The sequence below is a fragment of the Saccharomonospora glauca K62 genome, assembly GCF_000243395.2.
In the GTDB taxonomy this organism is placed as follows: domain Bacteria; phylum Actinomycetota; class Actinomycetes; order Mycobacteriales; family Pseudonocardiaceae; genus Saccharomonospora; species Saccharomonospora glauca.
In genome coordinates, this window is sequence record NZ_CM001484.1 from 1,616,806 (window position 1) to 1,639,661 (window position 22,856).

Sequence of the window (22,856 nt, forward strand, 5' to 3'; positions counted from 1 at the left end):
AAGCGACTTCAAGGTTAGTGCTTCACCTAATCGAGTCAAGATCACATGAGAGTCATTGAGGTTGTCTACCCTGAGTAGGGGGCCGGATGGCATGTCCCGTTGCGTCCGGTCGGTCTCCTCGGCGAGAAAGAAGTCCCTGAACAGCGACAACAGGGGCGCGGCTCCGCGAGTTCCGACGAAACCAGGCGGGGTCTCCTTGGCGTTGACCGTTGTGGAGTATTCACTGATTCGAACATTTCAAAACGTGCCTGCTACTTAGGGTAGCTAAAAATGTCGTGATCGCCCCTTGGTGATTGTTACGCTAGGTAGTCGTCATTCGGTTGACGGAGCGGCGGAGGGGAGGGTCAATGAGATGGTGGATGCCCACCTCGTGCTCCGTGCCCGATCGTTCGGGTATGGCGAAGACGCTGCGCGGCCCCGGGCCCTTCCCGAGCCTTTCCCCGCTTTCGGGTGCCGGTCGAGCCGAGTCCATCGTGGATGATCGCCGTGAGGCCGGGGCTCTCCTCTTCGGATGACCGAACGGACGCGGGCGATGATTCCCCGAGGGCGCGGAACCGGATTCCGCGGACGTCTTCGTGGGGAGTCCCGCCGACCCCGGTTCAGGGCAGGGGGATCCGTAGGCGTCGTAACGCCGAGCGAGCGGCGTTGTAGCCGCACATGCCGTGCACACCGGCACCGGGAGGAGTCGCGGCGGAGCACAGGTACACCCCGGGGACACCGGTCGAGTACGGATCGGTGGTGATCCTCGGCCGGGTGAGCACCTGCCGGGCGGAGTTCGCCCCGGTGATGATGTCGCCACCCAGGTAGTTGGCGTTGTCGCGTTCGAAGTTCGCGGGCGTGGTGACCGACATGGCCACGATCCGGTCACGTACGCCGGGGGCGAACCGGTCGAGCTGATCCAGGATGATCTCCGTGGCGTCGCCGGTGTAGCCGTGGGGCACGTGCGCGTACGCGTAGACGGGGTGGACGTCGCCCACCGACCGGTCCGGATCGGCGAGGTACTGCTGACCGACGAGGACGAAGGGGCGCTCCGGAAGCCGGCCGCGGCTGACCTCCCGCTCGGCGTACGCGATCTCCGCGAACGTACCCCCCACGTGCACCGTGCCCGCGCGGCGACTCGCCTCGTCGGCCCACGGGATGCCGCCCTCCACGGCGAGGTCCACCTTGAAGGCCGCGGGACCGTGCCGGTATGCGTGATAGGCCCGTGCCACCCGAGGCGGCAGCCGGTCACCGAGAATCCGGGCCGCCGTCTTCGGCGCGAGGTCGAGCATCACCACGTCGGCGGGACCGACGTCGGCGAGCGAGGTGACACGGACACCGGTCTCCACCGTGCCGCCGTGTCGTTGGAGCACGGACACGAGCGCGCGGGCGATCGCCGCCGAGCCTCCCCGTGCCACCGGCCACCCGTGGCGGTGGGCCAGGATTCCCTGCACCAGCCCCACCGCGGAACTCGTGGGCAGGGTCAACGGGGCTATCGCGTGTGCGGCCAGCCCCGCGAACAACGCCCGCGCCCGCTCGGTACGCCACAGCCTCGCCACCAGCGAGGCGGGAGGGAGTGCGGCCAGCCCGAACCGGGCGAGCACCACAGGGTGGCGGGGGATGCCGAGGACGGGGCGGAAGATGGCGTCGGCGAGTACGTCGTAACGCCGGGCCAGTGGGCCGAACAAGGCCTTCCAGGCGCGGCCGTCGCGCCCGAGCCCGGCTGCCGTCTCGTCGAGGGCGCGCACGAGGACGGCGCTGTCCCCGCCCTCCAGCGGGTGGGTGAGGTCGACGTCGGGGAACGCCCAGTGCAGTCCGTGGGAGGCGAGGTCGAGGGAACGCAGGAACGGCGAACCGACGCCGGTGGGGTGGATCGCGGAGCAGTGGTCGTGCAGCAGGCCCGGAATGGTGAGCTCTCCGCTGCGGGTGCCGCCGCCGATGTCCGATTCCGCTTCCAGCACCGTGACCGACAGCCCCGCCCGCGCCAGCGTCACCGCGGCGGCGAGGCCGTTGGGGCCCGAGCCCACCACGACAGCATTGCTCATGTCCGTACACCTTCATCGGAGTCACCGACGGTGCGGGCAAGGCTACGGGCGGCCCTTCGGGCGTGCCACCACAGGATGGTGGAGATCCGGCACACCCGGTGTCCGTCAGGTGGCCACCCCGGCGGGAACCGGCGGCGGGACGCGCGCCCGCGTACGACGCGGGGCGGGCACTTCGCCGTCAAGGGAAGTGCCCGCCCCGGTCTTGTCGTCACGATCCGTGGGAAGATCGTGTTCGCACTGTGATCAGGCCTCGTCCTCCGGGGACTCCGGGTGCTTGCGCAGGCGCAGGATCGCCAGCACCAGGCCACCCCACACGAGTCCGATGGAGACGATGAGCATCACGATGGCGCTGGTCGACATCAGGCCTGCACCTCCTCTTCAGCGACTTGCCGACCCCGCTTCCACGGGATCAGGGACAGGATGACACCGAGCACGAGCGCACCCAGCGCCACCGCCCAGCCCGCCCCGAGCAGGAACCCGCCCGAGTATCCGCTGTAGTTCTCGACCAGTTCGATCCGCAGGCTGTCCCACAGCATCCAGCCGAGCATGATGGGGGTGACCACGCCGAGCGTGATCCTCCACAGCGGGCCGACCTTGATGGCGGAGGTGGCGTTGGCGTGCTCGCCCAGCGGCTCGAGCTGACGCAGCACCCAGGCGACGGCGATCACCGCGACGAACGCGGCGACGACGATGCCGTACTGGTTGATGAAGTGGTCCACCACGTCGAGCAGGTGGACGCCGTTGGTGGTGGGGAAGAGCAGGATCGACACGAGCGCGGTCAGCCCGCCCACGATGAGCACGGCCGGGACCCGCTTCAGGCCCGTGCGGTCGGCGACCGAGCCGACGATCACCTGCACGATGCTGATCAGCGAGGTGAGCCCGGCGATGGCCAGCGAGGCGAAGAACAGGACGCCGAACAGCTCTCCGGCGGGCATGTTCGAGATGATCTGCGGGAAGGCCACGAACGCCAGACCGATGCCGCCGGTCGCCAGCTCGTCGATCGGGGTTCCGGCGGACGCGGCCATGAAGCCGAGCGTGGCGAACACACCGATACCCGCCAGCAGCTCGAACGAGCTGTTGGCGAGGCCCGCCACCATGGCCGAACCACTGAGGTCGGCGCGTCGCTGGAGATACGACGAGTACGTGATCATGATGCCGAAGCCGACGGACAGGGAGAAGAAGATCTGTCCGTAGGCCGCGACCCACACGCCACCGTCGGTGATGGCCGACCAGTCGGGCTCGAAGAACGCGTTGAGACCGTCCGTCGCGCCCGGCAGGGTCAGGGCCCGGACGACGAGGACGCCGAACAACACCACGAGCAGGGGGATGAAGATCTTGTTGGCGCGCTCGATGCCGCCACGTACCCCCACCGCCAGCACACCCAGTGTGATCAGCCAGACCACGAGGAGCGGGACCAGAATGTGGCCGACGAAGGATAGGTCCCCCGTGGGAGCGTCCGGGGCCCGGAGGAAGTCCGAGAAGAGGAACGCCTCGGGGTTGTCACCCCACGCCTTGTCGAACGAATACCCCGTGTACATGATCGCCCACGCCACGATGACGGCGTAGTAGGCGGCGATGACGAAGCAGATGATGACCTGCCACCAGCCGATGAACTGGGTCGGGCGGGACAGGCTCAAAAACGCCGACGGCGGGGTCCTCCGGTACTTGTGCCCGAGGGAGTACTCCAGGATCAGAAGCGGGATACCGGCCGTCAGAAGTGCGACGAGATAAGGGATGAGGAACGCCCCGCCGCCGTTCTGGTAGGCCACGTAGGGGAACCGCCAAATGTTCCCCAATCCGATGGCGGAGCCGATGGCGGCCATGAGGAACCCAGCACGGGTGCCCCATTGCTCACGGTGCTCTGCATGCATGGCGATTGTGTCCGAATCGTTTATTTCATGCGGATGATGGTGTCCCTCAGCCTGCCCTTCCACGGCGCGCCGAAACGTCGGTGGCCGGGCGGCTGGCCGCGCGACAGTGAGGCAGCCTACTCCGCGGTCACCCGCGACCATAGGGCTGTGCTGAGTCCGTTATGGGCTCCTTTTTCGGCCGAACGGCGTCATTGTCCTCGACTGGTCTGGACATGCCCGACGACCGGGAGTAGCTCTGAGAAGATCACCTCCGGCGAAAGGGGAGCTCGTGCGGCACGGACTCGTCGGCCTGCTCGCTGCCGTTTCCGCTGTGTCGACCGTGTTGTCCACGGCGGTCACCCCCGCCTCGGCCGAACGGTCGGCCCCCGACCCGGAACCCGGGGTGGTCGGGCTGACGGTGGCCGAGCTGCGTGTCCTGCTCGACGAGGGCACGGTGACGTCCGCGCAGCTCGTCGACGCGTACCTGCGCCGCATCGACGCCTACGACCGTGACCGGGCGGATCGGCTCGGCCTGCGGGCGGTGCTCTCGGTCGCTCCCACGGCCAGGGCGGAGGCGAGGCGGCTCGACGCCGAACGCGCGCGGGGACACGTTCGTGGTCCCTTGCACGGAATCCCCGTCGTGGTGAAGGACAACATCGACACCCGTGACTTGCCGACCACGAGCGGTTCACTGGCGTTGCGCGGCCTGCGTGCCCCCGACGACGCCACCCAGATAGCTCGTCTCCGGGACGCGGGGGCCATCGTGCTCGCCAAGACGAATCTGCACGAGTACGCGATGAGCATCTACACCATCTCCTCGCTCGGAGGCCAGACCCGTAACCCGTACGACCCGAGCCGTCACCCCGGCGGCTCCAGCGGCGGGACCGCCGCGGCCGTGGCGGCGTCGTTCGCTCCGGCCGGCCTCGGCACGGACACGTGCGGGTCGGTACGCATCCCGGCCGCGCACAACAACCTCGTCGGGGTGCGTCCCACCTTCGGACTGTCCAGTCGCGACGGGGTCGCGCCCCTGGCGGGCACGCAGGACACCGTCGGCCCCCTCACCGCGACGGTCGAGGACGCCGCTCTGTTACTCGACGTCACCGTGGGTTATGACCCGGCGGACCCGGCCACCGAAGCGGCACGCGGCCGGATTCCCGACTCCTACACGAACGGATTGCGGCGCGGCGCGTTGCGGGGTGCGCGACTGGGGGTCGTCACCGACTACTTCGACACCGAGGGGCGCGCGACCGACACCAGCGCGCTTGTCCGTGCGGCCGTGGCCGACATGGAGGCTCTCGGCGCCGAGACGGTGGAACTCGGGCCGCAGCCGGAGCTCATGGACGCCGCCGGACGGGCCAACCGGGTGCGACACGAGTTCGAGCGGGACTTCAACGCCTACCTCGCCGAGTCCGCGCGAGGAAAGCCCCGCAGACTGGCGCACCTGGCCGAGCCTAGGAACGAACTCACCCTCGCCGACATCGTGGCCTCCGGCGAGGTCACCCCGAGTGTGCTGGAGACCCTGCGGGGTTGGGTGGACAGCCCGCCCCTGCCCAACCCGGAGTACGAGGAAGCCCTCCGGCAGCGCGACCGGCTGCGGAACCTGCTCACCGACCTGATGACGGCTCACGACCTCGACGCGCTGGTCTACCCGACCATCAGCGAGCCGCCGACCCCGATCGGCGTCGAGCAGTCGTACCGCAACTGCCGACTCGCCGCGTTCAGCGGCTTTCCGGCCGTGAGTGTCCCGGCCGGGTTCACCGTCGACGGCCTGCCCGTGGGGGTGGAGCTGTTGGGAGCGCCCTTCACCGAGCCGACGTTGCTCGGCCTGGCCTACGACTACGAGCAGGCCACCGGACACCGGACTCCACCGGCGGGAACGCCACCTCTGTGAGGGCCCGCAACGCTGTCACCCACCGTCTCGCCGAGATGACCGTCCGAAGTCGAGGGAACTCGCGGTGAGGCTTTCGAAGCCGGCTGCTACGCCCCGCCACCCGCCGGTCGTAGAGGGAACAGCACTTCCTGCCCGATCGGCCGGTACCCCGCCGCGAGCAGCGCCCGCACCGACGCCGCGTTGCCCGGCGTGACTTGCGCGAACACCGGTTCCCCTTGGGGGACCTTGCTGCGGGCGGCGGAGGCGAGCGCGCGGCCCAGGCCTCGGGCACGAGAGTGGGGAGCCACGTCCATGGCCATCTCCCACCGCCCGCCGAGACCACGACCGAGCACCAGCAGGCCGTCGCCCTCTACGGTGGTCCATGCCCGCACGTCGTCACGCATTCGGCGGGCCCGCTCCAACCGGGGATGCCCGTCGTCGAACGGCAACAGCCGCACCGGCGGTGCGAGCGACAGAGCGGGGGCGGGCGAGGCCACCAGTACCGCGTCGTTCTCCCCGATCGTGGTCCCCAGATGGTCGGCGAGCGCGACCAGCACCCGGGGATGCAGGGGATCGGCACTTCCCACCTCGGCGAGGGTGCGCTCCCACCACGACACGTCCACGGGCGCGGTCACGAGGAAGCACCCGGTGAAGGCCACCACCGCGGCGGCGGGACCGCACAATGGCGCCACCCGCACCGCCCAGTCGGGGTCGGGGAACACGCCCTGTGCCGCGCGGGCGAACACCTCCGCGACCTCCTCGGCCGTGAGCGTGTGGAAGCGAGGGCCCGAATCGCTCATGGGATCGTGATCCTTTCGTCTCGTCCGCGCCGATGCTCGGGACGCCGGAGGCGCCGGGCCACGATCACCGCCGCGATCACGAGGATGCCGACAAGTGACACCCACGGATTCGGGTGGATGGCCGCCAGACCGCCCACGATCAGGGCGGCGCGGAGCAGCCTGCCGTCGTCCGGCGCGAACCCCATGAGCCCGGCCGACACCGCCACGATGCCCACGACGGCGGTGAGCAGCGTGACGGTGAACGTGGCGAAGGTCGCCTCCTGCAACAACAACTGAGGTTCGAGGACGAACACGTACGGCACGAGAAACGCCGGGACAGCGAGTTTGAACGCCATGACCCCGGTACGCATGGGATTGGCGCCCGCCAGTCCCGCCCCCGCGTAGGCGGCCAGGCACACCGGTGGGGTGATGTCGGCGACGATGCCGAAGTAGAAGACGAAGAAGTGCGCGGCCACGACGGGCACGCCGAGCTGGACCAGGATCGGAGCCGCGACCGTGGCCGTGACGACGTAGTTCGCCGTCGTCGGAAGCCCCATGCCCAGCAGCAGGCACGCCACCATCGTGAGGACGAGCACCGGGACGAAGCCGCCGCCCGACAGGTCCACGATGCCGCCGGCCAGCTTGCCGCCGAGCCCCGTCCGCGTGACCGTGCCCGCGATGATGCCCGCGCTCGCACAGGCCGCGATCACCGGCAACGCGGCGCGCGCCCCCGCCTCGAACAGCCGCGCGAACTCGGGAAGGGACAGTCGGGTGTCGGCCCGCACCAGGCTCACCAGCAGGGCGGTGAGGATGCCGAACAACGCGGCGTTGGCCGGGGAACGGCCCGCCAGCAGCAGCCCGACGATGACCACCAGGGGCGCGATCAGGTAGGAACGCCCGAGGAGACCGCGCAGCCGTGGCAGGTGCTCCTTCGGGGAGCCGAGCACGCCCGTGCGCAGTGCCTCGAAGTGCACACCGCTGAACACGCCCAGGTAGTAGAGCGCCGCCGGGACCACCGCGTACAGGATCAGTTCGTTGTAGGGCGTACCGGTGTACTCGGCCATGATGAACACGGCCGCGCCCATCACGGGCGGTACGAGCTGCCCGCCGGTGGAGGCGGTGGCCTCCGTCGCGCCCGCGACGTGGGGCCGGAGCCCCGCGCGTTTCATCATCGGGATGGTGAACGACCCGGAGGCGACGGTGTTGGCCACGGAACTGCCCGACACCATGCCCTGCAGCCCGCTGGCCACCACGGCGGCCTTCGCCGTGCCGCCGGTGTAGCGGCCGGTGAGCCCGAAGGCCAGGTCGTTGAAGAACTGCCCGATGTTGGTCTTGACGAGGACGACCCCGAAGAACAGGAACAGGAAGATGAACGTCGAGGACACCTGCACGGGCGTGCCGAACACCGACGTCGAGCTGTAGACCGATTCGGACACCAGGGCGTCGAACGAGAAGCCGGGGTGGGGAAAGATCGGCAGGTACGGACCGTAGTAGCCGTAGGCGAGCGCGGCCAGCGCGATCACCACGATCGGCAGACCGACGCAGCGGCGCGTGGCCTCCAGGATCAACGCCAGCGCCACGGTGGCCACGACGACGTCGAACGGCGTGAAGCCGAGGACCACCGCGCGGGTCGTCAGCCGCTCGTAGTCGAACACGATGTAGCCGTTCGCCGCGAGCGCGAGCACGCACAGCACCACGTCGTACAGCGGCACCCCCGGCCTGTCCACCCACGCCTTCCTCGCCGGGTACAGCAGGTACACCAGGCTCAGCGCCATCCCGACGTGGACCGCTCCCTGGATGATCGAGGAGAACGTGCCGAACAGCGCCGTGTAGAGCTGGAACAACGTCAGCCCGGTGCCGAGCACCGCGACGAGGTACTTCCACGGCCCCAACCGGGTGCGGTAGCGGCTCTCCCGGTCGTACGCGCGGGCCCGCTCACTCCGCCGCTCCTCGTCCGGCTCGGGGGAATCCTCGGAGTTCGGGCGAGCCGAGGGCGAGGCCGTGTCGTCGGTCATCGGCGGTGCTCCTTCCCCGCGCCTTCTCAGTCGAGCAGGCCTTGCTCCGCGAAGTACTTGCGCGCGCCGGGGTGCAGCGGGACGTCACCCTGCCCGAGAGTGGCCTCCTCCAGCGTGATCAGTTCCTTCTGGGCCAGGGTGAGGTCCTCGGTCCGCTCGTAGAGCGCCTTCGTGAGCTCGTAGCCCAACTCCTCGCTGACCTGCGTGGTGGAGGCGTACATGGAGGCGAACACCGAGACGGTCGGCACCGGCTCGTCGAGGAAGTCGTAGGTGCCCACCGGGATCTCGTACTTCTCGAACTGGCTGTTGGCCACGACGGTGTCCAGCTCGGGACCGGTTATCGGGATCAGCTTCACCTGCCCGGTCGTGGCGTGCAGCTCCTGCAGACTCGCCGCGGGAACGCCGAGGATCTCGATGGAGGCGTCGGCGTTGCCGTCCTGCAGCTTCGTCTTGGCGTCGGCGAAGCCTTCCTCCAAGGCCGTGTAGGAGCCTTCTTCGAGGCCGTAGGCGGCCAGGATCTGTTCGGCCGCTTCCCTGGTGCCTCCGCCCGGAGGGCCGATGGCGACGGTCTTGCCCCGCAGGTCGGCCACCGAGTCGATGCCCGAGGACTCCAGGGTGATGATCTGGGCGGCTTCGGGGTAGAGCTTGCCGAGCAGGCCGACGTTCTCCACCTTCGCGCCCTCGAACTCACCACGTCCGTTCACGGCGTCCTGCGCCGTGTTGTGCTGGGCGATGGCGAGTTGCAGCTCACCGCGGGCGATCTTGGCGAGATTCTCGACGGAGGCCCCGGTCTCCACGGCGGTGACGTTCAGCCCCTCGATGTCGATGGTGTCGACGAAGATGTTCGCGTATTCCTGCCCGAGCGGGTAGTACACCCCACCCGTGCTGCCGGTGCCGAGCTGCAGATTGGTGGTGAATCCTCCGTCACCCGCTCCGCCGCCCGCACACGCCGTGGTCACCGCGACCGTCGCGAGCAGGGCCGCGGCCAACCGGCCGACACCACGTCCACGCCCGGTGCGTGTTGTCGTACGCACGCTCGTCCCTCCTCCTGCCGGGGAGTCCCTCGGTTCGTACCAAACCTTCCGTGGTGACGGGCTTTTCGGCCGATGAACCGAAGTCGATCGTTATCCGTTCGCGATCTTCGAACGCGCCCGGACACGGGATTGCCGCGAATGGCGCAGCCCGATTCCCTCGGGTGGACCAAGGGAATACGGCGGTCCGTCGTGGACGATGTTTCGGGACGGTCCTCGCACGACGACGCCGGAGGTGAGGGATGTCCACGAGCATGCGCCCACGTCGGTATCGAGTGCTGGCGGGGCTGACGGCGGTGGGCATGACGGTGAGCCTGGCGGTGTTCACCCAGCCCGAGGCCGACGCGCGACCGTGGCGGGTCGAGAAGACCGCGGTGGCGATCGGCGCCGGGGGAGCGGTCAGCTCCGTGGACCCCGAGGCCACGGCTGTGGGAATCGAGGTGCTGCGCCGGGGTGGCAACGCGACCGACGCCGCCGTGGCGACCGCGGCCGCGCTGGGAGTCACCGAACCGTACAGCGCCGGCATCGGCGGTGGTGGTTTCTTCCTCCACTACGACGCCGCGACCGGTGAGATCGAGGCCATCGACGGCCGGGAGACCGCTCCGGAGGCCATGCCCTCCGACGCGTTCATCGACCCGAGCACCGGGCAACCGTATCCGTTCTTTCCGGACATGGTGACGAGCGGTGTGTCCGTCGGGGTGCCCGGAACACCCGCCACCTGGCAGGCCGCGCTCCGGAAGTGGGGGACGTACTCGTTGGCCGAGGCCCTACGACCGGCTGTTCGGCTCGCGCGGCGCGGTTTCGTGGTCGACGAGGAGTTCCGCAAACAGACCCTCGACAACGCGGAACGCTTCTCGGCGATCACCTCGACCGCGGAGTTGTTCCTACCGGGTGGAAAGGCTCCCGAGGTGGGGTCGGTGTTCCGCAACCCCGACCTCGCCCGCACTTACACCGAACTCGGCCGGCACGGCGTCGAGTGGTTCTACGAAGGACCGATCGCGAAGGAGATCGCCGCCACGGTGCGGAAACCGCCGCGCAGTGGCCGAACTGACCTGCCGGTGCCGCCGGGACACCTGACCGTCCGGGACATGGCCCGGTACGCGGTCGCCCGCCCGGAACCCACGCGCCACGACTATCGCGGCTACGAGGTCGTGGGAATGGCCCCGCCGTCCAGCGGCGGAACCGGAGTCGGTGAGATCCTCAACATCCTCGAACACTTCGACCTGGCGTCGATGAGCACCGAGGAGGCCCTGCACCACTACCTGGAGGCGTCGGCCCTGGCCTACGCCGACCGCGCCCGCTACCTCGGGGACCCCGCCTTCGTCGACGTGCCCGTCGAGGAGCTGCTGTCCGACGACTTCGCCGCCGAGCGGGCGTGCGCGCTCGATTCGAACGCCGCGGCGGACAAACCGGTGGCGGCGGGCGACGCCGACGGCGACTACGACCCCACCTGCCGACAGCCGGGCACCCACGTCGTCGACCGACCCGACACCGAAGGACTGTCGACCACACATCTGTCCGTCGTGGACCGATGGGGCAACGTGGTGGCGTACACGCTGACGATCGAGCAGACGGGCGGCAGCGGCATCACCGTGCCCGGCCGAGGATTCCTGCTGAACAACGAGCTCACCGACTTCAGCCACGTGTACGACCCGGAGGACCCGAACCGCATCGAGGGCGGCAAACGGCCGCGTTCCTCGATGTCGCCCACCATCGTGCTGCGGGACGGGAAACCGTGGCTGACACTCGGCTCGCCGGGAGGCTCCACGATCATCACCACGGTGACCCAGATCCTTCTCCACCGCATCGACGGCGGCATGGATCTTCCCGCCGCGCTCGCGGCGGGAAGGGCCACGCAGCGCAACACCGTCACCGTGTCGGCGGAACCCGCGTTCCAGCGGGACTACGGTGCCTCGCTGGAGAAGTACGGGCACCGGCTCTCCACCACCACGGAGATCGGCGCCGCCGCGGCCATCGAGATCCTGCCCGACGGCACGCTCCAGGCCGTCGCCGAACCGGAACGCCGAGGCGGCGGTGCCGCCGGGGTGGTGCGTCCACGTTCGTGACGACTCGTGGGGAGGCCGCCGCGTGGCGTGGCGGCCTCAGCCCGAGAGCCTGCGCAGCAACGCCTGCTTCGCGGTGGCGAACTCGGCGTCGTCCAGGATGCCGTCGCGGTGCAGGTCGCCGAGCTCCCGCAGCCGCCGCAGCACTCCGTCCACCTCGTCGAGCGTGCTCGCGTCGGGTGCCGAGGCGGAGGAGTCCTCCGGCTCCGGCTCGGCGGGCGCGTTCGGGTGCGGCAATCTGGCCACGACGGCCGCGGCGACCAACACGGTCATCAGCTCGTTCTCCGTGCCCCAGACCAGACGCACGCAGTGAGGATCGGCCTCGGGCGGCAAGGTGGTGGGCACATCGCGAGCGCGGAACCGCAGCAGGCCGTCGTTCAAGCCGATCGTCGGCAGCCAGTCCACTCCCTCGATGGCGTCGAGGGCGAGTTCGGTGCGCCGGAGCTTCCGTTTCGCCTCGGGGGCCTGCCATCCCCACTCCATGACCACGCGACGGCCGTCGCACGACACGGTGGCCTCCCCGACGGACACCGTCACGGGGACGGAGGGACCGGGCAGCGCGTACCGGTCGAAGGACTCCGGGTCGTCGTCCGGCCTCCTGGTGAACCGCACGGCGTCCACCAGGTACTCGGCGGCCTGTTGCTGCTCGGGCTCGACGGTGAGCTGATAGGGATCGGCGTTGGTGGGCAGGTGACCGCCCGCCACCAACGACAGTGGATCGGCGCCGTCCTTGAGGCGCACCCGGAGCTTTCCGGATCTACGGCCGGGCTCGTACGACAGGCCCGTGAACGTGGAGAGCGGAAGCGCGATCTCGCCGAGGGTCTTGCGTACTTTGTGCACGCGGCGATGGGAGCCGGGGGTGATGCGCAGTACTTCGCCGTCGAACGTCCACGTGCCGAAGGGTGAGCTGATCTCGGCCATGCCGGAAGGATAGGGCAGTGGTCCGGACACGGCCTCGGCCGTACGTCCGCGAGGTTTTCGCGCGGAAGCACCGACGAGGCCGGTGTCACTGCAAGTATGGGACCGATCGCGCTACGAAGTCACTCCCGGAGCTTGCGGCGCAAGGCGTCGAGCTCGTCGTCGGTGAAACCGTGGCGGCCGAGCACGCCGAGCACGCCGCCGTACCGCTTGTCGAGATGCTCCAGGAACGCCTCCATCGTCTCGGCGCGCGGGCGATGGTGGTCCTCGGGGACGCTGTCGACGCTGCCCGCGTAGGTGGGGGAGTTCCGCAGGCGTTCGAGGATGAGGTGCAGACGCTCTCCCGTGGCCGCGTAGTCACGGATGACGTCCTCGCGCCGCGCCCCGGCCACGGTGAGCGCGAACGCCACCACCACACCGGTGCGGTCCTTGCCCGCCGCGCAGTGCACCAGGGCCGCGCCGGGCGAGCGGTTGACGGCCCGCAGGGCCGACACGATGCTGTCGGGCCGATGTTCCACGTAGCTGAGGTAGTGCGCGCACGACGGATCGCCGGGGAAGCGCTCCTCCTCCCGTTTGCGGCGGATGAGCAGGGCTTCCTCCGTGGCCGCGAAACCGTGCTCGGGAAGCAGCGAGTAGTTGACGTGTGTGACATGGCCGAGCCGGGTCAGCGGCGCGGGTCCCTCGGACGCGACCTCGGTGGGGGACCGCAGGTCCACCACGGTGCTCAGCCCCAGGTGGTCCACCAGATACGTCACGTCGGTGGGCGAGAGGTCCTGGAGGTTGTCGGAGCGCAGCAGCCTGCCACGCGTGATCTTCCCACCGTCGTCGGTGGGAATCCCTCCGACGTCCCTGGCGTTCACGGCACCTTCGAGATCGAGCCACAGCACGGCGTCCAGTCTCCCAGCATCGGCGCCCGCTCGCCAGCACCGTGGCTCGACCGGCCTAGCGTCTCAAGTGGACGTGCTTTCACGAAGCGTCACGTCGGGCTGCGATCGGTAGCCGGGCCCGTCGATACGGGCCCGGACCGTCCGGCACCGAGGACGTCCGCGGTTCAGGTGGCCCGAAGCAGCCACGAGGACGGGGGACCGTCGTCGTGGTCCGAGTTGGAAATCCGTGGCGGCCGCCGGTCCGGACGGGGCGACCGAGCCGGAACCGTCGTGGGGTGAACCGGGGTGGTCGAGGACAGCGTCAGTGGCCCGCCCACGTCCGGGGACGGCATCTCGGGCACCTTCGACACCGCGCCCTCGGCGCGGAGCGACTCGTAGACGGCACGCTTCCGGTTTCGAGCGTCGGCCGCGGCCCGCCGCACGACCCCTGTGATCACGTGGGCCAGCGCGTGGGGGGTGGATCCCCTCACCTTCGGTGACAGCTCCAGCCGGGTGAGCACACCGTCGGTGTCGACCGTCGCGGTGACCAGCCCGTCGTCGGACGACGCCGTGCCCTCCACGGCAGCGAGGTGATCGCGAGCCCGTTCGAGCGCTTGCCGGCGGCGCGCCGTTGTCTCACGAAGCTGTTCCGACCGCGCATGCAGGCGCGCGGCACGGGCTGCCAGTGTCTCGCTCGAAGTCACGACGCCACCTTGTCCTTGTCTGTGCTGCCGTCACGGTCGGGTCCCTGCTCCTCGTAGACGTCGCGCCCGCCGGGATTCAGCAGCTCGTCACCCAACCTTTCGAAGAAGCCGGGCGGTTTCACCTGGTGGTCCCGCTCCTGGTCGGGATCCTTGGGCGGTTCCTTGACGAGGTCGTCCGTGTCGATTCCCTTGAGGTCGTTGGGGCCACGATCCTCGGGACGGAACTCCGAGGGAGTGAACTTGTCGTCGGTCACGATGTCGGGCCGGGACGCTCTCACGCCGTTGGGGTTTTCGTCCGTGACGTCCAGCCACTCGCCGGTGAGGTGCTTCGTGATGGTGTAGGAGGCTTCGCCGAGCACGGCGGCAGCTTTTCGGGCGTCCCGGACGAGCTCCTTGCCTTTCTCGACGAGCTCCAGCACGGCCTCCGCCTCGTTCGTGGCGCCGACGCGGAGGCTTTTGTTGGTGAGTCCGGTGGCGATCGCGGTGGAGGTCAGTGTGGCCCCGACCCCCAGCCATGCCACCGCGGAAGCGCCCGCGGTGAACGGGGCCACGATGAGTGCCGCCGCTCCGGTCACGAGGCCGGCGAGGGTGTTGAGTTCGACCTGCTTGTCCACGGTGCCGGCGGCCTCGAAGGCCTCGTAGACCGCCTCGATCAGCGCGAGGATGTCCTTGCGGTAGTTCTCGACGGTTTCCTTGTACTTGACCATGACACGCCAGGCCGAGGCGATCCGGTCCTGGCACCCCGCCAGGGCTTGCCGGAGTTCTATCTGATGCCTGCGGTAGTCATCGGCGGCATCGCCCTTCCAGGACTCCAGCGCGAGGTCGAGCTTGTCGAGCTGCATGGTGGCGCTGTCCGACAGGACGATCTCCTTGCCACCGAGCTGGGATTCATCGAGTGCGATGTCAGCTCCCAGGGGGGGGCATGTCCGAGCTCGGCCAGGACCTGGTTCGCCTCGTCCACACTTCCGGAGAGGAAGTCGGAGGTGAACAGGGAGATCAGGTCCTCGTCGACTCGGTGCCATTCCTCGATGATGTCCGGATCCGGGTCTGGCCAGTTCGGTGGGGCGCAGGGATACCCCGGTGTGGGCTGAGGAGGAATCAGTTCCGGGTCGAGGAGCCCGAAGTGACCGCGCTGCTTCATCAGATGGAGCACTCCGTCTGCGCTCCACTGCATCCGCATGTCGTGGAGGTGTTTGCGCAATTGCGCTTCCCACTCGGCGTCGTTCACCAGCGGTTCACCTCCCTTGCGGTCTCCGTCTCGATCTCCTCGTAGCGGTCGGCGATCGCCTTGAGGGCCCGTCGGTCCAGCTCGATGTTGCGGGCGTTGTCCTTGAGCACACGCTTCAAGTAGTGCAAAGCGTCGTGCCAGTACTCCCCGATGGAGTCGAAGACGTCGCCACCGCCGTGGAACGGCGAGTACTGGGCCGCGGCGTCGATCTTCTCGTAGGCGTCGTTCACGTGGTCGATCAGAATGCCGAGCCGCTTGTCGGCTTCACTGCGTAGCGTGTCCGGATCTACGCTGAACCCGTCTCCCAATGAAGGTCCTTTCAAACAATGCGCGGCCGGAAAAGTCCTCAGAGGACTCAGTTGGCCGTCGGACATGAGTCGGCGGTGCGGCCGGATAATTCCGGGACCGCACCGCCGTGTCTCAGCTCATCGAGTACCGGTCAGGCCCGGACGCCCACCACATTCGAATAGCGGATCTCCTTTCCCTCGGAGAAGTCATACACGTGGATCTGGAAGAGGAGGTCGCTGCCCTCGTAGTAGTTCTTGTTGCACACCCCCCAGGTCCCGGAACCCATCCGGTTCTCGCACTGACCGGAGCGATACAGGGACCCGTTCCGGTAGTTTCTCCACGTGACAACGGCCGAGGCGCCATCGGCCGCGGTGTCCTTGACCCACCACTTGTCGCCGTAGGGTTCGAAGCACACCCGTGCTCCGGGGATGTCCGGAGGACAGATCACTCCGCTGGACGGCGGAGTGCCCTTCTTGGCCTTGTCGATCTCGTAAGCGGCGACCGACGCCCCCTCCCCGTCAGCCGCCAACTCCTGAGCCGCCGTTGCCGTCGTCGGCAGGAACGCCAGGGCCAGAGCTGCCACCCCCGACGCGAACACACGCAATCTGCGCATTGTCGATCCCCCTTGTGTTGTTTCGGTGTCCAGTCCGCACCGCGCGGTGCGGGCGTTACCGTCGAGACATCATGCTGTTGGAGAACGCGGGAGACGTCATTGGCGCAGCCTCTTCGATTTCTTGACGTTCCCTCCACACCCTCCGGGGCCGTGTTTTCTCCCGTAGGTCGCGGGGCGCGATCCCGTAGGCGGTGCGGAACGCTCGCGTGAACGCCGCGTGGTGCGAAAAACCCCAGCGCGCCGCGATGTGGTGCACGGGAACGGCATGCATCGCCGGGTCGGCGAGGTCCCTGCGAGCCCGCTCCAGCCGCCGCTGGCGAATCCACGCGGACACCGTGGTCCCGTCCTCCCCGAACAGCCGGTGGACGTAGCTGGTGGAGACGTGGTGGGCGTCCGCGATCAGCTGCGGTCCGAGATCCCGGTTGTGCAGGTGCTGGTCGATGAAGGCCCGCATGCGCAGCAACAGGTTCCGGCGATGCACCTCCGGAGGAACGTGGCGCTTCTCGTCTTCCAGCGCCTGCGTGATCAGACCCGCCAGCACGTCCCGCAGCACCGTCGCCACCCGCGGCTCGTCCGTGTCCCGGTAGGAGCCGTGGTCGGTGATGATGTGGTCGAGCACCGTCGTCAGCAGGCCGCCCATTCCCTCCCGCGCGGGCAGCCGCCGGCCGACCAGCGATCGGGAGTGTCCGTCCGGCAACGGCAACATCACCTTCGGCACCTCCACCCCGACACAGGAGATCGGAGGTGGTCCGTGGCCCTCGAGTCGGAAGGGCAGCGACGAGTCGATGACGTGGACGTCGCCGGGCTCGTACGTGACGTCGGTGTGGTCGTCCACGCGGCGCAGCGTTCCCTCGCGCAGCAGCACGACGTTGTACGTCTCCGGATCGGCTTGCGCGATGTGCTTGGCCGTGCGCCGGAACCTCATGGGAGCGAAGGACATCGTCCACACGCGCATCGCGTCGAGCGGCAGGTTTCGCTGTCGTAGATGGAGATCCGCCGTGAGATGGTGCGCGTCCACCTCCATCGCCGGAGATGTGGCCACGTCCGGTGCGATGAGGTCTCCGGGCCGCGTGTGTTCGGGACCCAGTATCAGATCAGTCATAGACCCTTCCCCCTGTAGGTCGGACTGACGACTCGTTGTCCGGGGATGCTACCGAGAGCAACCTCGCCGGGCTGCCGAGTTAAATAAATGAGGCGATTTCGGCTTTGTTTTTCACTCTCCGTGCATGGTGTGTGACATTCGTGTACGGGAATTGCGGACACGCGTGCAGGATCTGCGGACACGCGTGCGGGAGGTGCGGACACGCGGGTTAGGCGTAGTGGGCGGCCAGACCCGTGACGCCCGGCGCGACATGGGGGCGCAGGACGAGGTCGTCGTCGTAGTCACCGCCGGCCTGGGTGCGAAACGGCACGGGGGAGGTCTCCGCGAGCGTCGCCAGCCGCTGCCGTAGCCGGCTCACCGCGGCCCGGTAGTCGTCCTCGGTGGCGTGGTCCGCGTCGTACACGGCCAGCGCGGGCAGGGGCTCCATTCCGGTGTAGTGGAAGATGCCGTGCTGGATCGGGAACAGCACTTGCTCCAACTCGCCGTGGATGCCCCGAGGCCCGAACGCCGCCTCCCGCGCCCCGACCGTGGTCACCACCAGAGCCCGTCGACCCCGCAGCCCGCCGTCGCCGTAGCGCAACGTGGCGCCGGTGACGGGGTCTTTCACCCCGAAGGCGAAACCGTTGACGAACACCCGGTCGAACCACCCCTTCAGGATGGCGGGCATGCCGTGCCACCACAGTGGGAACTGCACGACCAGCACGTCCGAGGCGAGCACGAGTTCCTGCTCGGCCCGGATGTCCGCGCTCAGTTTTCCCCGGCGATAGGCGTGCTTCGCCACGGCGCCGACCAGCAGCCGGTCGGTCGGGTCGTGGGAGAAGTCGTCGGCGTCCACCACCGGATTCCACTTCATGGCGTAGAGGTCGCGGACCGTCACGTCGTGTCCGTGGTCGCGGAGATGACGGACCCCCTCGCGGGCGAGCGAGTGAGTCAGCGACCGGTGGTCCGGGTGAGCCAGAAGCCACAGCACGTTCATGACTTCCGAGGGTGCTCGACCACTCACGTTCCGGCGAGTGGCCCGAAAGCCATCATGCGAAAGAATCGGGCCATGCCCAATCGTCATCACGTGGCTGTGTTGGTGCGCGACGGCGTACTCCCGCTGGAGCTGGGGCTGGTGCACCAACTGTTCGGAGTGGCCCGCTCGCCCGAGGGCACACCGCTGTACTCGGTGCGAACCTGCGCGCTCGAACCGGGGCCGGTCCGGACCGACGCGGACTTCGTCGTCCGGGTCGCTCACGGCCCCGAGCTGCTGGAGACCGCGGACACCGTCGTGATCCCGGCCAGTCACGAGCTCGACGAAACCGACCGGGTGCTCTCCCCCGCGCTGGCCGACGCGTTGGGGCGCATCCGGCCCGGCACGCGCCTGGCCTCGATCTGCACGGGGGCTTTCGTGCTCGCCGCGGCGGGTGTGCTCGACGGCCTCCGCGCCACCACGCACTGGAAGTCGGTCGAGAGATTCCGCAGCACCTTTCCCGCCGTGCACCTCGACCCGGACGTGCTCTACACGGACAACGGCGACGTGCTGACCTCCGCGGGAGAGGCCGCCGGGATCGACCTGTGTCTGCACCTGATCCGCCGGGATCACGGCGCCGCGGTGGCGGCCGAGGTGGCCCGCACGACGGTCATGCCGCCGCACCGGGAGGGTGGGCAGGCACAGTACCTGCAGAGCCCGGTGTCGCCCTCGGAGGACCACGGCTCCACGGCTCCGGCTCGGGAGTGGGCTCTGCGCCACCTGGAGCGGCCCATGTCGGTGACCGACCTGGCTGAGCGGGCGGCCATGAGTACCCGGTCGTTCACGCGACGCTTCCGTCGGGAGGTCGGTCAGTCGCCACGACAGTGGCTGATCCGGCAACGCGTCGAGCGCGCTCGCCAACTGCTGGAACGCACCGACCTGCCCATCGACCGGGTGGCCGAGGCGGTGGGATTCACCACGGCGGTGTCCCTACGACAGCACTTCACGCGCACCCTGGGTGTTCCGCCGAGCACCTACCGACGCACCTTCCGTGGTAGCGCTCACACCTCGTCGAGCTGACGGGCGCGCCCGGAATGCGCTCGGTCCGTGGGGCGTTGCCCCACGGGAAGGAGGGTGCAGAATTGGCTGACGCGACACTGACCGCGGCACGTCCCTCGAACGCTCGGCGGTCCTCCCGACACGGCCGCCCCACGAACGACGAACCGGACATCGTCCGGTATTACCTCGACGAAGTCGGCGCGACCCCTCTGCTGACCGCCAACCAGGAAGTGGACATCGCGAAGCGGATCGAGGCCGGGGTGTACGCCGCCGAGCTGCTTCGCCGGGCCGACGCGGGCGAGATCACGCTCGAACACGACCGCCGCGACCTGGAAGCGATCGCGCGGGACGGACAGCGTGCCAAGGACCATATGGTCAAGGCTAACCTCCGGCTCGTCGTGACGGCCGCCCGCAAGAACCGGCACAGCAACCTGCCGCTGCTGGACGCGATCCAGGAGGGCAACCTCGGTCTGATCCGGGCAGTGGAGAAGTTCGACTACGCCAAGGGCTACAAGTTCTCCACCTACGCCATGTGGTGGATCCGCCAGGCGATCCAGCGCGGCAACGCGTTCCAGAGCAACACCATTCGGTTGCCGATGCACGTCAACGAGCAGGTCGCGAAGCTCGATCGCCTCGAACGCACGCTCCAGGCCCACAGCGATCACGAGCCCACCCTGGAGGAGCTGGCCGCCGCCGCGGACATGCCGGTGGAACGCGTGATCGCCCTACGTCGAGCGGGCCGCTCCACCGTCAGTCTCGACGTGCCTCTCGACGAGGACGGCGAACTGCGCCTCGGTGACCTCGTGTCGGACGGCACGGTGCCCGCCGTCGGCGAGCGCCTCGAACGACAGGCCATGACGAAGGAGTTGCGTGCCGCGCTCGACAGCCTGCCCCCCACGGAGGCGGCCGTGGTGACCTTGCGCTACGGCCTGGGCGACGGGCACCCCCACACGATCCCGGAGCTCTCGGAACGTCTCGGTCTGAGCCGCAAGCGGGTGCGCACGCTGGAGGCGCGCGCGATGGAGATGTTGCGGGAACCCCAACGCAGCGAGCCACTGCTCGACTGGGCGAGCTGACCGGCGAACTCGACGCGACGCCGCCGTGGGCGGTGTCCACACTCCGGTGGGAACCGCGCCGGCACGGTTCCCACCGAAAAGGCGTTCACCTCGACCCGCTCCCGCGAGCTTTGGCCGTCCGGCGCCCGCTGGCCTTCCGCAGCGCGGTCACCAGGTCCTGTTTGTTCATGGACGAGCGGCCCGGAATGTCGAGCTGCCGGGCCCGTTCGTAGAGATGCCGTTTGCTCGCGTTCGCGTCCACGCCACCGCTGGTCGGCACGGTGCGCTGACCGGCGCCACGGGAGGCTTGCTTGTCGGACGGTCCCTTGCGGCCCTTGGGCTCCCAGTGGTCGCCCACCTTCTCGAAGGTGTGCTTGAGCGCCGCGAACGCCGTCTGATGGGCCCGCCTGCCCTCGCCGTAGGTCTCGACCGCGGAGTCGTGCGCCTCGATCCACGTGCGCTGAGCCTTCTCCGGGGAGCGCCGCAGCGTACTCGGCAGTTCCTTACGTCCCGGCACGGGTATCACCTACTTCGCGTGATCGGTCGCGCTTCGTGGCGCCGTAGTTCGGGTTGCCGAGCTTCCCGGACGGCAAACGTGATCGAGCAGGTGTTCGGTGTGCTTCGCGTTCTCGTCACTCACCCGCCGCAGCACACGCAGCCCCTCCGCCACGCGGCGGGCGAACCCGGGGTCCACGTCCGGTGCCGGCCCCGTGTCGCGCACGACCGCGCCGATGCCACCGAGTACGGCCGCCAGGACGGCGACGTACAGGGCGGTGATGACCACTTCGACCTCCTTCCGGACCATTCTTCGGTCCATTCCGTGTTTGGCATCCTTTGCCCTAGGGTCGGAGGGAAATTGGACCGGAGGTAGAGCCAATGTCGGGGGAAGTGGACCGTTTTCAACACGGTGCGGCGCTGGCCACGTTGCTGGGGGACTGGAGCACGGGGGACGGCCCGCTCTACCGCAAGTTGGCGGACGCCATCGCCGCGGCGGCGGACGACGGTTCACTGGTCCCCGGCGAGCGGCTGCCCGCGGAACGGGAACTGGCGCGGGTGCTCGCGGTGAGCCGGTCCACCGTGGTCGCGGCCTACGAGGAGTTGCGGGGGCGTGGGGTGGTGGATCGTAGGCAGGGCAGCGGCACGAAGGTCAACGACCGGCGGCGGCCACGGCACAGCGACGGACGGGTGCGAGGCGGGCGAGGCACCGCGATCATGCAACGGCTCATCGACGGCCCCGGACGGCTCATCTCCCTCGGCTATGCGGCCGACGCGGGGGTGCCCGAGGTCGCGGAGGCACTGCGCGAGGTGGCCGACCACGACATCACGGATCTGCTGCACGACGCCGGTTACCACCCGCGCGGCCTTCCCGCGCTACGCGAGGTGGTGGCGCGGCACTACACGAACCGAGGTCTTCCCACCTCCCCGGACCAGGTGCTCGTGACGACGGGAGCCCACCAGGCGCTGGTGTTGTTGGCCGAGGTGTACCTCCGAGGGGCCTCCTCGGTGGCGGTGGAGGTCCCGAGCTGGGCGCCGTGCCTGGACATCTTCCGCCAACACGGCGTGCGCCTGGTGCCGGTGGGCCTCGACGCCGAGGGTATCGACGTCCGTGCGCTCGCCGAGGTGTTGACGCGAACGAGGCCCGCGCTGCTCTACGTGATGCCGACCTTCCACAACCCCACGGGCCGGCTCATGTCGGCGACGCGCAGGCGGCAGGTCGCGGAGCTGGCGGCTCGGCACGAGGTGGCGGTGGTCGAGGACAACGCCTACGTCGGACACAGTCTCACCGTCGACGAGGAGGCGTTGCCCGCGCCGCTGGCCGCGTACGCCCCCGAGTCGGGCGAGGTGCTGACCGTCGACTCTTTGAAAGGCCTCTGGGCCGGACTGCGAGTCGGGTGGGTGCGGGGCCCGGCCGGGATCATCGAACGATGCGCCCGCCGCAAGGCCATGGCCGACCTCGGGAGTCCTCTGATCGAGCAGGCGGTGGCGGCGCGGCTGGTGCCTCGCCTGGCCGAGCTGTCGAGGGCCCGTGGTGTCGTGCAGCGCCGGAGGCTGGCCGAACTCGAACGCCTGCTGCGACAGCGGTTGCCCGAGTGGACCTGGACGCCTCCGGACGGTGGCTCGTCGCTGTGGGTGCGACTGCCCGGCGGGCACAGCGCCGACGTGTACGCCCAGCTCGCGTTGCGCCACGGCGTCGAAGTGATTCCGGGATCGACGATGGACCCCACGGGAGGGCACGACGACCACTTCCGCATCCCGTTCGTCCGCCCGCCGGAAGAACTGGAGGAGTTGGTCTGCCGGCTCGCGTCCGCGTGGACGGAGCTGGTGCGGCACGGGCCGCACGAGGACCTGCCGCTGCGCCCGGTGGTGTGAGACGGTCGCGTAAACGGACGAGCGTCTCGCCCATGTTCGCGTGCGGCCGGACCCGCTTGGCTGAAAGCC

21 protein-coding genes are annotated in these 22,856 nt (G+C 69.0%); 5 read left to right on the forward strand and 16 right to left on the reverse strand.

What is annotated here, in order from left to right:
• Nucleotides 1-599: 599 nt before the first annotated feature.
• The 3 genes from SACGLDRAFT_RS07785 to SACGLDRAFT_RS07790 all read right to left on the reverse strand — a co-directional run bounded on the left by SACGLDRAFT_RS07785 (nt 600) and on the right by SACGLDRAFT_RS07790 (nt 3,895).
• Nucleotides 600-2,024 (reverse strand): phytoene desaturase family protein, encoded by a 1,425-nt coding sequence (locus tag SACGLDRAFT_RS07785; protein WP_005463341.1) that lies wholly within the window; start codon nt 2,022-2,024, stop codon nt 600-602.
• A gap of 243 nt (nt 2,025-2,267) precedes the next feature.
• A complete protein-coding gene (locus SACGLDRAFT_RS21835) occupies nt 2,268-2,384 on the reverse strand; it encodes a methionine/alanine import family NSS transporter small subunit (protein WP_005463343.1) in 117 nt (38 codons plus the stop codon).
• Entirely contained in the window at nt 2,384-3,895 is a 1,512-nt protein-coding gene (locus SACGLDRAFT_RS07790; RefSeq protein WP_005463345.1) for a sodium-dependent transporter, read from the reverse strand. The genes SACGLDRAFT_RS21835 and SACGLDRAFT_RS07790 overlap by 1 nt, the downstream gene beginning before the upstream one ends.
• Nucleotides 3,896-4,163: 268 nt before the next feature.
• Between SACGLDRAFT_RS07790 and SACGLDRAFT_RS07795 the strand changes: the two genes are divergently transcribed.
• Nucleotides 4,164-5,765, forward strand: coding sequence for an amidase (locus SACGLDRAFT_RS07795; RefSeq protein WP_005463346.1), 1,602 nt, complete (start codon nt 4,164-4,166; stop codon nt 5,763-5,765).
• Between the two features lie 86 nt (nt 5,766-5,851).
• Here the strand turns inward: SACGLDRAFT_RS07795 and SACGLDRAFT_RS07800 are convergent, their stop codons facing one another.
• Genes SACGLDRAFT_RS07800 through SACGLDRAFT_RS07810 form a run of 3 tightly spaced genes read right to left on the reverse strand, consistent with a single transcriptional unit; the run spans nt 5,852 to nt 9,572 of the window.
• Nucleotides 5,852-6,544: a GNAT family protein gene (locus SACGLDRAFT_RS07800; RefSeq protein WP_005463348.1), complete on the reverse strand. Its 693-nt coding sequence runs from the start codon at nt 6,542-6,544 to the stop codon at nt 5,852-5,854.
• Complete coding sequence (locus tag SACGLDRAFT_RS07805) at nt 6,541-8,538, reverse strand: TRAP transporter permease (RefSeq protein WP_005463349.1); 1,998 nt, start codon at nt 8,536-8,538, stop codon at nt 6,541-6,543. Before SACGLDRAFT_RS07805 ends, SACGLDRAFT_RS07800 begins: the two co-directional genes overlap by 4 nt.
• 26 nt (nt 8,539-8,564) lie before the next feature.
• Nucleotides 8,565-9,572 (reverse strand): TAXI family TRAP transporter solute-binding subunit, encoded by a 1,008-nt coding sequence (locus tag SACGLDRAFT_RS07810; protein ID WP_005463350.1) that lies wholly within the window; start codon nt 9,570-9,572, stop codon nt 8,565-8,567.
• 239 nt (nt 9,573-9,811) lie between these two features.
• Between SACGLDRAFT_RS07810 and ggt the strand changes: the two genes are divergently transcribed.
• Nucleotides 9,812-11,635: a gamma-glutamyltransferase gene (gene ggt / locus SACGLDRAFT_RS07815; protein WP_005463351.1), complete on the forward strand. Its 1,824-nt coding sequence runs from the start codon at nt 9,812-9,814 to the stop codon at nt 11,633-11,635.
• Between the two features lie 36 nt (nt 11,636-11,671).
• On the opposite strand, the gene SACGLDRAFT_RS07820 is transcribed toward ggt, so the two are convergent.
• From SACGLDRAFT_RS07820 to SACGLDRAFT_RS07855, 8 genes are all read right to left on the reverse strand, one after another.
• A complete protein-coding gene (locus SACGLDRAFT_RS07820) occupies nt 11,672-12,553 on the reverse strand; it encodes a DUF4429 domain-containing protein (RefSeq protein WP_040918752.1) in 882 nt (293 codons plus the stop codon).
• Between the two features lie 119 nt (nt 12,554-12,672).
• Complete coding sequence (locus SACGLDRAFT_RS07825; RefSeq protein WP_005463354.1) at nt 12,673-13,437, reverse strand: tyrosine-protein phosphatase; 765 nt, start codon at nt 13,435-13,437, stop codon at nt 12,673-12,675.
• Nucleotides 13,438-13,601: 164 nt separating this feature from the next.
• Nucleotides 13,602-14,120 carry a YbaB/EbfC family nucleoid-associated protein gene (locus SACGLDRAFT_RS07830; protein ID WP_005463356.1) on the reverse strand — a complete coding sequence of 173 codons (519 nt, stop codon included), beginning with the start codon at nt 14,118-14,120 and terminating at the stop codon, nt 13,602-13,604.
• A complete protein-coding gene (locus tag SACGLDRAFT_RS07835; RefSeq protein ID WP_005463358.1) occupies nt 14,117-14,962 on the reverse strand; it encodes a DUF6236 family protein in 846 nt (281 codons plus the stop codon). The genes SACGLDRAFT_RS07830 and SACGLDRAFT_RS07835 overlap by 4 nt, the downstream gene beginning before the upstream one ends.
• A 382-nt stretch (nt 14,963-15,344) precedes the next feature.
• Nucleotides 15,345-15,656, reverse strand: a complete 312-nt coding sequence (locus SACGLDRAFT_RS07840; protein ID WP_005463362.1) for a hypothetical protein — start codon at nt 15,654-15,656, stop codon at nt 15,345-15,347.
• Nucleotides 15,657-15,787: 131 nt separating this feature from the next.
• Nucleotides 15,788-16,249 (reverse strand): hypothetical protein, encoded by a 462-nt coding sequence (locus SACGLDRAFT_RS07845; protein ID WP_005463364.1) that lies wholly within the window; start codon nt 16,247-16,249, stop codon nt 15,788-15,790.
• Between the two features lie 55 nt (nt 16,250-16,304).
• Nucleotides 16,305-17,351 (reverse strand): helix-turn-helix domain-containing protein, encoded by a 1,047-nt coding sequence (locus SACGLDRAFT_RS07850; protein WP_005463365.1) that lies wholly within the window; start codon nt 17,349-17,351, stop codon nt 16,305-16,307.
• 208 nt (nt 17,352-17,559) lie between these two features.
• Nucleotides 17,560-18,327, reverse strand: coding sequence for an NAD(P)H-dependent oxidoreductase (locus SACGLDRAFT_RS07855; protein ID WP_005463367.1), 768 nt, complete (start codon nt 18,325-18,327; stop codon nt 17,560-17,562).
• A 72-nt stretch (nt 18,328-18,399) separates the two neighbouring features.
• Here SACGLDRAFT_RS07855 and SACGLDRAFT_RS07860 point away from each other — a divergent pair, with 72 nt between their 5' ends.
• Nucleotides 18,400-19,383: a GlxA family transcriptional regulator gene (locus SACGLDRAFT_RS07860; RefSeq protein WP_040918757.1), complete on the forward strand. Its 984-nt coding sequence runs from the start codon at nt 18,400-18,402 to the stop codon at nt 19,381-19,383.
• A gap of 62 nt (nt 19,384-19,445) precedes the next feature.
• The gene (locus SACGLDRAFT_RS07865; RefSeq protein WP_005463378.1) at nt 19,446-20,438 is read left to right on the forward strand and encodes a sigma-70 family RNA polymerase sigma factor; all 993 of its coding nucleotides are present in this window, start codon (nt 19,446-19,448) and stop codon (nt 20,436-20,438) included.
• Between the two features lie 85 nt (nt 20,439-20,523).
• Here the strand turns inward: SACGLDRAFT_RS07865 and SACGLDRAFT_RS07870 are convergent, their stop codons facing one another.
• Nucleotides 20,524-20,934, reverse strand: coding sequence for a ChaB family protein (locus SACGLDRAFT_RS07870; protein ID WP_005463380.1), 411 nt, complete (start codon nt 20,932-20,934; stop codon nt 20,524-20,526).
• A 9-nt stretch (nt 20,935-20,943) separates the two neighbouring features.
• A complete protein-coding gene (locus SACGLDRAFT_RS07875) occupies nt 20,944-21,222 on the reverse strand; it encodes a hypothetical protein (RefSeq protein WP_005463382.1) in 279 nt (92 codons plus the stop codon).
• A 71-nt stretch (nt 21,223-21,293) separates the two neighbouring features.
• Here SACGLDRAFT_RS07875 and SACGLDRAFT_RS07880 point away from each other — a divergent pair, with 71 nt between their 5' ends.
• Nucleotides 21,294-22,787, forward strand: coding sequence for an aminotransferase-like domain-containing protein (locus tag SACGLDRAFT_RS07880; RefSeq protein WP_005463383.1), 1,494 nt, complete (start codon nt 21,294-21,296; stop codon nt 22,785-22,787).
• The last annotated feature ends 69 nt before the right edge of the window (nt 22,788-22,856 follow it).

What these genes read in the sequence shown, in the direction of transcription:
- SACGLDRAFT_RS07860 (WP_040918757.1), top strand. Translation starts at nt 18,400, where the DNA reads ATGCCCAATCGTCATCACGTGGCTGTGTTGGTGCGCGACGGCGTACTC.
- SACGLDRAFT_RS07880 (WP_005463383.1), top strand. Translation starts at nt 21,294, where the DNA reads ATGTCGGGGGAAGTGGACCGTTTTCAACACGGTGCGGCGCTGGCCACG.
- SACGLDRAFT_RS07785 (WP_005463341.1), bottom strand. Translation starts at nt 2,024, where the DNA reads ATGAGCAATGCTGTCGTGGTGGGCTCGGGCCCCAACGGCCTCGCCGCC.
- SACGLDRAFT_RS07875 (WP_005463382.1), bottom strand. Translation starts at nt 21,222, where the DNA reads ATGGTCCGGAAGGAGGTCGAAGTGGTCATCACCGCCCTGTACGTCGCC.
- SACGLDRAFT_RS21835 (WP_005463343.1), bottom strand. Translation starts at nt 2,384, where the DNA reads ATGTCGACCAGCGCCATCGTGATGCTCATCGTCTCCATCGGACTCGTG.
- SACGLDRAFT_RS07790 (WP_005463345.1), bottom strand. Translation starts at nt 3,895, where the DNA reads ATGCATGCAGAGCACCGTGAGCAATGGGGCACCCGTGCTGGGTTCCTC.
- SACGLDRAFT_RS07805 (WP_005463349.1), bottom strand. Translation starts at nt 8,538, where the DNA reads ATGACCGACGACACGGCCTCGCCCTCGGCTCGCCCGAACTCCGAGGAT.
- SACGLDRAFT_RS07845 (WP_005463364.1), bottom strand. Translation starts at nt 16,249, where the DNA reads ATGCGCAGATTGCGTGTGTTCGCGTCGGGGGTGGCAGCTCTGGCCCTG.
- ggt (WP_005463351.1), top strand. Translation starts at nt 9,812, where the DNA reads ATGTCCACGAGCATGCGCCCACGTCGGTATCGAGTGCTGGCGGGGCTG.
- SACGLDRAFT_RS07855 (WP_005463367.1), bottom strand. Translation starts at nt 18,327, where the DNA reads ATGAACGTGCTGTGGCTTCTGGCTCACCCGGACCACCGGTCGCTGACT.
- SACGLDRAFT_RS07820 (WP_040918752.1), bottom strand. Translation starts at nt 12,553, where the DNA reads ATGGCCGAGATCAGCTCACCCTTCGGCACGTGGACGTTCGACGGCGAA.
- SACGLDRAFT_RS07850 (WP_005463365.1), bottom strand. Translation starts at nt 17,351, where the DNA reads ATGACTGATCTGATACTGGGTCCCGAACACACGCGGCCCGGAGACCTC.
- SACGLDRAFT_RS07835 (WP_005463358.1), bottom strand. Translation starts at nt 14,962, where the DNA reads ATGCAGCTCGACAAGCTCGACCTCGCGCTGGAGTCCTGGAAGGGCGAT.
- SACGLDRAFT_RS07800 (WP_005463348.1), bottom strand. Translation starts at nt 6,544, where the DNA reads ATGAGCGATTCGGGCCCTCGCTTCCACACGCTCACGGCCGAGGAGGTC.